Raw genomic sequence first — 11841 nt, forward strand, 5'->3', positions numbered from 1 at the left:
ACATGCATTCAGCCCTCACTCTACCTGCCGCCCTGCACTCGCCGTTCAACCCCGGGGAAGTCGCCCTGGTCGGCGCCGGGCCGGGCGATCCGCGCCTGTTGACCCTGCGTGCCTGGAGCCTGCTGATGCAGGCCGATGCCGTGGTCCATGACCGGCTGATCAGCGCCGAGCTGCTGGCGCTGATTCCCAGCCGTTGCCAGCGCCACTACGTGGGCAAGAGCAGCGGCTACCACAGCCTGCCGCAACCGCGGATCAACCAGCTGCTGGCCGAGCTGGCCCAACAAGGGCTGAGGGTGGTGCGGCTCAAGGGCGGCGATCCGTTCATCTTCGGCCGTGGCGCCGAGGAACTGGACTACCTGCTGCAACAAGGCGTGGACTGCCAGGTGGTGCCGGGCATCACCGCCGCGGCCGGTTGCAGCGCCTATGCCGGGATTCCCCTGACCCATCGCGACCTGGTCAGCTCCTGCCGCTTCATCACGGGCCACCTGCAACGCGATGGCGCCCTCGACCTGCCCTGGCAGAGCCTGGCCGACAGCAGCCAGACCCTGGTGTTCTACATGGGGCTGGGCAACCTCGGGTTGATCACCGAGCGTCTGCTGGCCGCCGGCTTGGCCGCCGATACCCCGGCGGCGCTGATCAGCCGGGGCACCTGCCGCGACCAGCAGGTCCTGCGCGGCCGCCTGGCGCAACTGCCGGCATTGGCCGGACAATGCTCCCTGGCCACCCCGACGCTCACCGTGATCGGCAAGGTGGTCGGCTTGTTCGCCCAGCACAGCATGGAGCAACCCGCACATTTCGCCGGCGCCGGGCTCGAACTGGAGCTGACGCCATGAGGGCCCTGTGGTTGCTGCCGCTGTTGTGGATCAGCCCGGCCCATGGCAGCCCGGCCCTCGACCAGGCCGCCCGGGATTACCAGCAGCATTGCCAGGCCTGCCACGCCGCCAACCGCTTTGGCGGCAGCGGGCCGGCGTTGCTGCCCGAGAGCCTGGGGCGGATCAAGCCGGCCGAGATCCGCCAAGTGATCAGCACCGGCCGCCCGGCCAGCCAGATGGCGGGTTTCGCCCAGGTGCTGGGCCCGGAGCGCATCGACGCCCTGGCCGCCTACCTGCAACAACCGCCGGCCACGCCGCCGACCTGGAGCGAGGAGCAGGTCCGCGCCAGCCACCAGGTGCTCAACCCCATCGAGCGATTGCCCGCCACACCCCAGCATGGCGCCGACCCGCTGAACCTGTTCGTGGCGGTGGAAGCCGGCGACCATCACATCAGCATCCTCGATGGCGACCGCTTCACCGTGCTGGCGCGTTTCGCCACCCATTTCGCCGTGCACGGCGGGCCGAAATTCTCCCCCGACGGGCGCTTCGTCTACCTGGCCTCCCGCGATGGCTGGGTCAGCCAGTACGACCTGCACAACCTCAAGCTGGTGGCCGAGGTGCGGGCCGGGCTCAACACCCGCAACCTGGCGGTGAGCAAGGATGGACGCTGGGTGCTGGTGGGCAACTACCTGCCGGGCAACCTGGTGCTGCTGGACGCCCGCGACCTGACCCCGGTCAAAAGCATCGCCGCCATCGGCCAGGACGGCACCCCGTCGCGGGTCAGCGCGGTGTACACCGCCCCACCCCGGGACAGCTTCATCGTCGCGCTCAAGGACGTGAAGGAAGTCTGGGAGCTGTCCAGCGCCGGCAGCAACCCGGACTTCAGCCCACGGCGGATCCAGGCCCAGGACATGCTCGACGACTTTTCCTTCTCACCCGACTACCGCCAATTGCTGGCCACTTCGCGCCAGGCCCAGGGCGGCCAGGTGCTGGACCTGGACGGCGGCCGGGTGGTGGCCAACATCGCCCTGCCCGGCATGTCGCACCTGGGCTCGGGGACCTACTGGCAGCGCAACGGCGACTGGGTGTTCGCCACGCCGAACATCAGCAAGGGCCTGGTCTCGGTGATCGACCTCAAGACCTGGAAGCTGATCAAGGAGATCCCGACCCTGGGCCCGGGCTTCTTCATGCGCAGCCATGCCAACTCGGCCTACGCCTGGACCGATGTGTTCTTCGGCCCGGACAACGACGCCATCCACCTGATCGACAAACAGACCCTGGAAATCGCCCACACCCTGCGCCCCGTGCCGGGCAAGACCGCCGCCCATGTAGAGTTCAGCCATGACGGCCGCTACCTGTTGCTGAGCATCTGGGCCAACGACGGCGCACTGATCGTCTACGACAGCCAGACGCTGAAGGAGATCAAGCGCATTCCCATGAACAAGCCTTCAGGCAAGTACAACGTGGGCAACAAGATCGAGTTCGCCGAGGGCACCTCGCACTAGCAGACCGTCGAAAAACGTAGGCGAGGCAGTCAGCGCAAGACAAGAACAGGCGAAAAAGCGCAGTTTACGAGTGGTAAACGAGCATTTTGACCGGGCTGGCGCACCAGCTTGTGTTCAACGCAGCGATGGCAACGCAGGCAGTTTTTCAACGGCCTGCTAGCCCTGGCCAACGCGCCCGCCATCAAGGACGGGCGTCGTGGTCCAGCCAGTCGCTCCCGGCCGCCGGTCCCGCCGGCGCCAGGTGCTCGAACAGCTGGCAGATGGCGTCCACTTTCAGGCGCCCGGCCGGCAGGATGCTGATGAAATCCTCGCTCAGTTCCACCAGCCCTGCGCTGCTCATGGCCTCGAGCGCACGCCAGGCACCGGGGAAGAACTGGCGCAAGACCAGCCCATGACGTTGCTCGACGGCTCGCACATCCAGCTCCAGGTCACAGGCCAGGCGCTCCATCACTTGCTGGCGGATCTGCGCGCCGCCCTCGCAGCGCCAGCCGCCCCAGGTGGCCAGCTGGTTGTGTTGCAGTTGCTCCAGGTAGTCGCCCAGCACCTCGGTGTTCTGCGCATGCAGAGCATCGAACTGGCTGACCGCGCCCAGCCCCAGGCCGATCTGGTCGCAGTAGCCGTGCCGGGTGAAGCCCTGGTAGTTGCGACTCAGGGCGCCACGCTCCTGGGCCATGGCCAGGTCATCATCGGGACGCACGAACAGCCCCAGGCCGATGTGCAGGTAGCCCGCCTGGGGCAGGCGCTCGAAACACAGGCGGCGCATCCGCGCCTTGTCCCGCTGGGTGCTGGCCGCCTGCCGGGGAGCCTGGGCATAGCGCCGGGGCGGTTGCGCGTAGTCGAATACTTGCACGCGGTCGGGCTCCAGCTCGACCAGGGTATCGAGCTTCAGGGCGAAGCTGTCCGGGGTCTGCCAGGCGTGGCCGTAGCCCAGGTCGACGCTCACCGAGCGATAACCGAAGGTACGCGCCGCATCGAGCAACGACTGGATCGGCGCCGGATCCTGGCGCCAGGCCGGCGCGCGCTCGCAGGCACAAGCGCCATCGGGCACGCCAATGCTCACGTGGTTGAAACCCTGTTCGCGGAGCAGGCCCATGCTGGCCCAGTCGGTGCTCGGCAAATCGACCTCGACGCCATAGTCGCCGCTGTCGTGGTCGAGGAAGTTGAAGCGCTTGCGCAGCAGCTCCATCAGCCGCTGCAAGTGCGCCGGGTCGGGGGTGCCGCCGGCAAAGTGGAACTGCTCGACCCGCGGGGTATTGCCCAGGTGGCAGGCCACTAGCCGGATCTCCCGGGACAGGGCATCCAGGTAGGCCGCCATGGGTTGGCCGGTGATCCGCAACCTGCCGGGCAGGTGCAGGTTCAGGGCCAATGGCCGGGGTTTGCTCCGGCTGGCGCGCAAGGCCCGCAGCACATCCAGGGAGCCGACGCCGGCATGGAACTGGCCGACCTCGACATGGTAGCGGGGCTCGAGTCCCCCCTGGTCATGCTGCACGCCCCGTCCGCGGCGAGAGTGAATGAGATCGAACATGACAGAAGCTCCGAGACGGGCTGCAAAACTTCAGTGTCGACCGCTGGCCGCAGAGGGACCTTGACCTGCATCAAACCCGCCTGGGGTGGCCGGCGCGGGGCACGGCTACCAGGTGAGGTAGAACATGGCCTTGGCCAGCAGCACTATGGCCAGCATGTGGGTGAAGACGCTGCCGTGGATGAAGCGCACCCAGCGGGCGGTCATGCGCTCGGCACGGAACAGCAGCATGGCACCGAGGAAATGCACCAGGACGCTGGCGGCCAGCAGGATCTTGAGCAGCAGCAAGGTGCCGAACGAGGACTCCAGCGGCGCAGCCAGCAACGGCAGGTAACGCTGCCAGACCATGCCGATGCCGGCGCCGAACAGCACCAGCAATACCCAGGGCATCAGTTGTCGCGCCCGTCGGCCGACGGCCTGTTCGAGCAACAGCATGAGCCTGGCCGGCAATTGACGGCGGATGTTCTCCAGGAACAGCACTTCGAAGAACACCGTGCCGATGAATACCAGCGCGGCGAACAGATGCAGGATCAGCAGTACGGGATAGATCATCATCCCCTCGTCGATGGCCGGTGTGGATTCCAGCCTAGCGCCGCGCTGGCTTGAGCCGTTTGATGCCAATCAAGGAATTTCGCGTCGAGGTAGCGCCGCGCAAATATTGCGTCCAGGACAATGATTATTTGCGTCCGAGGGAATTGATAGGGGCCTAACGAAAAGCGCATGCTAGAGGGCTTGCCATGGGCTTATATCATTCCGAATGATAGTTACCTTTGCTTCATTCGATTCGTGAGATACAAACCCGCCGAGCATCATCCGCCCATCTCAAATTACCTTGGCGGATGTACCCATGGACCAGTCAGTCAAACTCTTAAGTTTTCCACTAGCCGCGCTCGCCGTGCTGGTGTTGAGCGCCTGCGGCAAGGCTCCACAGACCGCCTCCGCCCCGCCGGCAGCCAAGGTCAGCGTGGCCAAGGTGCTGGAGCAACCCGTCAACGAGTGGGATGAGTTCACCGGACGCCTGGAGGCCCCGGAAACCGTCGAGATCCGCCCACGGGTGTCGGGCCAGATCGACCAGGTGGCCTTCACCGAAGGTGCCCTGGTGAAGAAAGGCGACCTGCTGTTCCAGATCGACCCACGGCCGTTCCAGGCCGAAGTGCGTCGCCTGGAAGCCCAGCTGCAACAGGCCCGGGCCACCGCGACCCGCAGCGCCAACGAAGCCCAGCGTGGCCAGCGCCTGTTGACCAGCAACGCGATTTCCGCCGAGCTGGCCGACACCCGCACCAGCGCCGCCCAGGAAGCCCGGGCCGGGGTCGACGCGATCCAGGCGCAACTGGACCTGGCCAAGCTCAACCTCAGCTTCACCCGCGTCCTCGCGCCCATCAGCGGCCGGGTCAGCCGGGCGCAGATCACCGCCGGCAACCTGGTGACCGCCGACGTCACCGCGCTGACCAGCGTGGTCTCCACCGACAAGGTCTACGCCTACTTCGACGCCGACGAGCGCGTGTACCTCAAGTACACCCAGCTTGCCCGCCAGGGCCAGCGTGGCCAGAGCACCCCGGTGTACCTGGGCCTGTCCAACGAGGACGGCCACCCGCACCTGGGCCAGATGAACTTCGTCGACAACCAGGTCAACCCCAAGACCGGCACCATCCGTGGCCGCGCGGTGTTCGACAACAGCGACGGCAGCTACACCCCGGGCCTCTACGCCCGGCTGAAGCTGGTGGGCAGCGGTACTTACTCGGCGATGCTGATCAACGACGAAGCCGTGGGCACCGACCTGGGCAAGAAGTTCGTGCTGGTGATGGACGCCGATAACAAGCCGGCCTACCGCGCCGTCGAACTGGGGCCGAAGATCGAAGGCCTGCGCATCGTGCGCAACGGCCTGAGCAAGGACGACACCATCATCGTCAAGGGCCTGCAACGGGCACGCCCGGGGGCACCGGTCACGCCTGAAGTGATCCCCATGGCCAGCAAGGAAACCCTCGCCGCCCTGGCCCAACAACGCCAAGCACTGGAAGCCAGCAACCTGCCGCAGGTCAGCCCTGCCAAGCCGGCTGTGGCCGTGAAACTCGCCGCCGCGACTCCGCGCGGTTAAGGGACGACTCTCAAGATGAATTTTTCCCAATTCTTCATATCAAGGCCGATCTTCGCAGCGGTGCTATCGCTGCTGATCCTGATCGCCGGCGCCATCTCGCTGTTCCAGCTCCCCATCAGCGAATACCCGGAAGTAGTGCCGCCGACCGTGGTGGTACGCGCCAACTTCCCGGGGGCCAACCCCAAGGTGATCGGTGAAACCGTGGCCGCGCCGCTGGAGCAGGCCATCACCGGGGTCGAGAACATGCTCTACATGTCCTCGCAATCCACCGCCGACGGCAAGATCACCCTGACCGTGACCTTCGCCCTGGGCACCGACCTGGATAATGCCCAGGTCCAGGTACAGAACCGCGTGACCCGGACCCAGCCCAAGCTGCCGGAAGAAGTGACGCGCATCGGTATCACCGTGGACAAGGCCTCCCCCGACCTGACCATGGTGGTGCACCTGACCTCGCCGGACAAACGCTACGACATGCTCTACCTGTCCAACTACGCCATCCTCAACATCAAGGATGAGCTGGCGCGCCTGGGCGGCGTGGGCGACGTGCAGCTGTTCGGCATGGGCGACTACTCGCTGCGCGTGTGGCTGGACCCGAACAAGACCGCTTCGCGCAACCTGACCGCCACCGACGTGGTCACCGCGATCCGTGAACAGAACCGCCAGGTGGCTGCCGGTGCCCTGGGCGCGCCACCTGCGCCCAACGCCACCAGCTTCCAGCTGTCGGTCAACACCCAGGGCCGCCTGGTCACCGAGGAAGAGTTCGAGAACATCATCATTCGCTCCGGCGAAGACGGCGAGATCACCCGCCTGAAAGACATCGCCCGGGTCGAGCTGGGGTCGAGCCAGTACGCCCTGCGCTCGCTGCTGGACAATCAGCCGGCGGTAGCGATCCCGATCTTCCAGCGTCCGGGCTCCAATGCCATCGAGATCTCCAACGAAGTGCGGGCCAAGATGGCCGAGCTCAAGCAGAGTTTCCCCGAAGGCATGGACTTCAGCATCGTCTATGACCCGACCATCTTCGTCCGTGGCTCCATCGAGGCAGTGGTGCATACCCTGTTCGAAGCCCTGGTACTGGTGGTGCTGGTGGTGATCCTGTTCCTGCAGACCTGGCGCGCCTCGATCATCCCGCTGGTGGCCGTCCCGGTTTCGCTGATCGGCACCTTCGCGGTGATGCACATGTTCGGCTTCTCGCTCAACGCGCTGTCGCTGTTCGGCCTGGTACTGGCCATCGGCATCGTGGTGGACGACGCCATCGTGGTGGTGGAGAACGTCGAACGTAACATCGGCCTGGGCCTGAACCCGGTGGAAGCCACCAAGCGCGCCATGCGCGAAGTGACCGGCCCGATCATCGCCACCGCCCTGGTGCTGTGCGCGGTATTCGTGCCCGCGGCCTTCATCAGTGGCCTGACCGGACAGTTCTACAAGCAGTTCGCCCTGACCATCGCCATTTCCACGGTGATCTCGGCCTTCAACTCCCTGACCCTGTCCCCGGCCCTGGCGGCAGTGCTGCTCAAGGAACACCACGCGCCCAAGGACCGTTTCTCGCTGTTCCTCGACAAGCTGCTGGGTGGCTGGCTGTTCAAGCCGTTCAACCGCTTCTTCGAGCGCGCCAGCAACGGCTACGTCGGCACCGTGCGCCGGGTCATCCGTGGCAGCGGCATCGCCCTGTTCTTGTATGCCGGCCTGATGGTCCTGACCTGGTTCGGCTTCGCCCACACGCCCACCGGCTTCGTTCCGGCCCAGGACAAGCAGTACCTGGTGGCCTTCGCCCAGTTGCCGGATGCGGCGAGCCTGGATCGTACCGAAGACGTGATCAAGCGCATGTCCGACATCGCCCTGAAACAGCCTGGGGTGGAAAGCGCCGTGGCCTTCCCCGGCCTGTCGATCAACGGCTTCACCAACAGCCCGAACAACGGCATCGTCTTCGTCACCTTGAAGCCCTTTGAGGAGCGCAAGGACCCGAGCATGTCCGCCGGCGCCATCGCCGGGGCCCTGAACGGCAAGTACGCTGACATCCAGGATGCCTACATGGCGATCTTCCCACCGCCACCGGTACAAGGCCTGGGCACCATCGGCGGGTTCCGCCTGCAGGTCGAGGACCGTGGCGGCCTGGGCTACGAGGACCTGTACAAGGAAGTGCAGAACGTCATCACCAAGAGCCGCAGCGTGCCGGAACTGGCCGGGTTGTTCACCAGCTACCAGGTCAACGTGCCCCAAGTGGACGCGGCCATCGATCGGGAAAAGGCCAAGACCCACGGCGTGGCGATCTCGGACATCTTCGACACCCTGCAGATCTACCTGGGTTCGCTGTATGCCAACGACTTCAACCGCTTCGGACGCACCTACCAGGTCAACGTCCAGGCCGAGCAGCAGTTCCGCCTGGAAGCCGAGCAGATCGGCCAGCTGAAGGTGCGCAACAACAAGGGCGAGATGATCCCCCTGGCGACCTTCATCAAGGTCAGCGACACCGCAGGTCCCGACCGCGTCATGCACTACAACGGCTTCGTCACCGCCGAGATCAACGGCGCGGCAGCTCCGGGCTACAGCTCCGGGCAAGCGCAAGCGGCGATCGAGAAGCTGCTCAAGGAAGAACTGCCCAACGGCATGACCTATGAATGGACCGAGTTGACCTACCAGCAGATCCTGGCTGGCAACACCGCGCTGTTCGTGTTCCCGCTGTGCGTACTGCTGGCCTTCCTGGTGCTGGCCGCCCAGTACGAAAGCTGGAGCCTGCCACTGGCGGTGATCCTGATCGTGCCCATGACCCTGCTGTCGGCCATTGCCGGGGTGATCATCTCCGGGGGCGACAACAACATCTTCACCCAGATCGGCCTGATCGTACTGGTGGGCCTGGCGTGCAAGAACGCGATCCTGATCGTCGAGTTCGCCAAGGACAAGCAAGAGGAAGGCCTGGACCCGCTGGCCGCCGTACTGGAAGCCTGCCGCCTGCGCCTGCGGCCGATCCTGATGACCTCCTTCGCCTTCATCATGGGCGTGGTGCCCCTGGTGATCTCCAGCGGCGCAGGTGCGGAAATGCGTCATGCCATGGGTGTGGCGGTGTTCTCCGGGATGCTCGGGGTGACCTTCTTCGGCCTGCTGCTGACCCCGGTGTTCTATGTCCTGATCCGCAACTACGTGGAGCGCAGCGAGGCCCGCAAGGCCGCCCGCGCCCTGCAACTGGAGACGCAACAATGAGTTCGAAAGTCTTCCTGCCGAGCCTGCTGGTACTGGCCCTGAGCGCCTGTGCGGTAGGTCCGGACTACCAGACCCCGAGCACCGAGGCGGCGCATATCAGCGCCGCCGGCGACACCGCTGCAGGCCAGAGGAACTTCGATCGCGCGCGCTTCGAAGGCATCTGGTGGCAGCAGTTCGACGATCCGACGCTCAACCAGCTGGTGAGCCAGTCGCTCAAGGGTAACCGTGAGCTGCGGGTGGCCTTCGCCCGCCTGCGGGCCGCCCGGGCGATCCGCGATGACGCCAGCAACGACGCCATGCCGACCATCACCAGCCGCGCCAGCAGCAACCTGGGCAAGGGCCAGGTGCCCGGCCAGACCAGCAAGCGGGTCAATAGCGAGCGCTACGACCTGGGGCTGGACATGGCCTGGGAGCTGGACCTGTTCGGCCGCATCCAGCGCAACCTGGAAGCCACCGAAGCCGACCAGCAAGCCGCCGAGGCCGACCTCTACCAGTTGCAGGTGACCATGATCGCCGAGCTGGTGGATGCCTACGGCCAGCTGCGTGGCGCACAACTGCGGGAAAAGATCGCCCTGGCCAACCTGGACAACCAGAAGGCCTCGCGCAAGATCACCGAAAGCCTGCGTGATGCCGGAGTGGGCGACCAGCTGGACGTAGTCCGCGCCGATGCGCGCCTGGCCGCGGTGGAGGCCAGCGTGCCGCAACTGCAGGCCGAGCAGGTGCGCCAGCGCAACCGCATCGCCACCCTGCTGGGTGAGCGTCCGGACAAGCTCAGTGTCGACCTTTCGCCCGCGCAGTTGCCGGCCATCGCCAAGGCCTTGCCGATCGGCGATCCGGGCGAGCTGCTGCAGCGACGGCCGGACGTCCTCAGCGCCGAACGCAAGCTGGCCGCCGCCACCGCGCGAATCGGCGTGGCCAAGGCCGATCTGTTCCCGCGGGTCAGCCTCAGTGGTTTCCTCGGCTTCACCGCCGGGCGTGGTTCGCAGATCGGCTCCTCGGCGGCCAATGCCTGGGCCCTGGGCCCGAGCATCACCTGGGCCGCCTTCGACCTGGGCAGCGTGCGGGCGCGCCTGCGCGGCGCCGACGCCAATGCCGACGGAGCCCTGGCCAACTATGAGCAGCAGGTGCTGCTGGCCCTGGAAGAATCGGAGAATGCCTTCAGCGACTACGGCAAGCGCCAGCAGCGCCTGCTCTCGCTGATCCGCCAGAGCGAGTCCAGCCGCGCCGCCGCCGACCTGGCCGAGATCCGCTATCGCGAAGGCACCGTGGACTTCCTGGTGCTGCTGGATGCCCAGCGCGAACGCCTGGCCGCCGAAGACTCCCAGGCCCAGGCCGAAGTCGAGCTGTACCGCGGCATCGTCGCCATCTACAAGGCCCTGGGCGGTGGCTGGCAACCCGAGACGGTGGCCAGCAACTAAGTATTTGCAACGAGCTCCTTTGGTTGGCCGCAACCAACCAATGTTTGGCCCCGTGGATCATTCGGTCGCGGGGCCTTTTTTTGCCCGGATACCGACCTGCCGCCACGCAAGGCTGCGTCCGGCTTGGGTGGCAGGTCGAAGTAGCAGGCGCAGGCGCTTGCCACCGCTGAAGATCGCCAAGCAAGGTCCTGCGGGCCTTCGTGCAGCCTCGCCGATGGCTCGACAGCGGCTACACGGCGAAGGATCGCCGATAGAGGCGCTCGATCAACCAGTCGGCCATTACGATTGGACAGCCACCCGGCCCGCTCCTAACCTGCGCTCGCCTCGTAGTCGCCCAGGCCTTCATCCCCATGATCGTGCGTCCCAAACCGAACCTGATCGCCCTGCTCTTCGCCCTCAAGGGCTCGATCGCCAAGCGCATCGCCTTGCGCTGCGCCCTGGTGACCCTGCTGGCCTCGGTCATTGTGCTGGTGGAAACCCTGCAGCCCAGCTACTTCTCCAGGGTCAGCGCCACACCGTTCACCCTGCTGGGGCTGTCGTTGTCGATCTTCATGAGCTTTCGCAACAACGCCTGCTATGACCGCTGGTGGGAGGGCCGCAAGCAACTGGGGCAGCTGGCCATCGAGGTGCGCTCGCTGATCCGCGAGAGCCTGGTGCTCGAAGGCCATCGCGAACGTGAAGGCTTGCTGCGTGACCTCTGTGGTTTCGCCCACAGCCTGATCGCCCGGCTGCGCCACGAGGACGAGGCCAGTGCCCTGGCACCCTGGGCCCAGGCGCCCGTGGACCGGCAGCACCCGAACCTGACCGACGCCCAGTTGCAGCACATCGGCCGGCGCTGCTCGCAATGGGCACGACAAGGACTGATCAGCGAATGGCGCTATACCCAGCTGGAAACTCGCCTGGTCAGCCTGAGCCTGGTCCAGGCGGCCTGCGAACGTATCCAGAACACTCCGCTGCCCTTCCCCTATACCCTGCTGCTGCACCGCACCATCTACCTGTTCTGCATCCTCCTGCCGTTCGCCATGGCCGAGCCGCTGGGCTGGCTGGCGCCGATCTTCACCGCCATCGTCAGCTACACCTTCCTGGGCCTGGACGAAATCGGCGACGACCTCGAAAACCCCTTCGGCTACGACGACAACGACCTGCCCTGCAGTGCTCTACTGCGCGGCCTGGAGCGCGAAGTGCTGGCGGCGTTGGGTGAACCGCAACTGCCACCGCCGCTGGAACCCCGGGAATACGTGTTGACCTGATCGCGGGTTTGACTCGGGCCGGTTCCTGGTCGAAGCTTGCTCCC

The 11841-nt window shown here is 65.9% G+C and carries 8 protein-coding genes; 6 read left to right on the plus strand and 2 right to left on the minus strand.

Going from position 1 to position 11841, the window contains the following annotated elements; translation table 11 throughout:
- Positions 1-2: 2 nt before the first annotated feature.
- Together cobA and CAG11_RS23870 are read left to right on the plus strand one after the other, a co-directional pair.
- Entirely contained in the window at positions 3-833 is an 831-nt protein-coding gene (gene cobA, locus CAG11_RS23865) for a uroporphyrinogen-III C-methyltransferase (RefSeq protein WP_085598221.1), read from the plus strand.
- Complete coding sequence (locus tag CAG11_RS23870) at positions 830-2317, plus strand: cytochrome D1 domain-containing protein (protein ID WP_085598222.1); 1488 nt, start codon at positions 830-832, stop codon at positions 2315-2317. The genes cobA and CAG11_RS23870 overlap by 4 nt, the downstream gene beginning before the upstream one ends.
- A gap of 181 nt (positions 2318-2498) precedes the next feature.
- Here CAG11_RS23870 and CAG11_RS23875 read toward each other — a convergent pair whose 3' ends face one another.
- A complete protein-coding gene (locus CAG11_RS23875) occupies positions 2499-3842 on the minus strand; it encodes a hypothetical protein (protein WP_085598223.1) in 1344 nt (447 codons plus the stop codon).
- Positions 3843-3947: 105 nt separating this feature from the next.
- Positions 3948-4391: a CopD family copper resistance protein gene (locus tag CAG11_RS23880; protein WP_085598400.1), complete on the minus strand. Its 444-nt coding sequence runs from the start codon at positions 4389-4391 to the stop codon at positions 3948-3950.
- Between the two features lie 295 nt (positions 4392-4686).
- Here CAG11_RS23880 and mexE point away from each other — a divergent pair, with 295 nt between their 5' ends.
- The 4 genes from mexE (at position 4687) to CAG11_RS23900 (ending at position 11797) form a co-directional block, all read left to right on the plus strand.
- A complete protein-coding gene (gene mexE, locus CAG11_RS23885; protein WP_085598224.1) occupies positions 4687-5934 on the plus strand; it encodes a multidrug efflux RND transporter periplasmic adaptor subunit MexE in 1248 nt (415 codons plus the stop codon).
- Positions 5935-5949: 15 nt separating this feature from the next.
- Entirely contained in the window at positions 5950-9129 is a 3180-nt protein-coding gene (locus CAG11_RS23890; protein ID WP_085598225.1) for an efflux RND transporter permease subunit, read from the plus strand.
- On the plus strand, positions 9126-10547 hold the full coding sequence (locus tag CAG11_RS23895; protein ID WP_085598226.1) for an efflux transporter outer membrane subunit: 1422 nt from the start codon (positions 9126-9128) through the stop codon (positions 10545-10547). The genes CAG11_RS23890 and CAG11_RS23895 overlap by 4 nt, the downstream gene beginning before the upstream one ends.
- Positions 10548-10897: 350 nt before the next feature.
- Complete coding sequence (locus tag CAG11_RS23900) at positions 10898-11797, plus strand: bestrophin family protein (protein WP_053129206.1); 900 nt, start codon at positions 10898-10900, stop codon at positions 11795-11797.
- Positions 11798-11841 lie beyond the last annotated feature (44 nt).

The sequence above is a fragment of the Pseudomonas sp. B6(2017) genome (assembly GCF_002112765.1).
Lineage (GTDB): Bacteria > Pseudomonadota > Gammaproteobacteria > Pseudomonadales > Pseudomonadaceae > Aquipseudomonas > Aquipseudomonas piscis.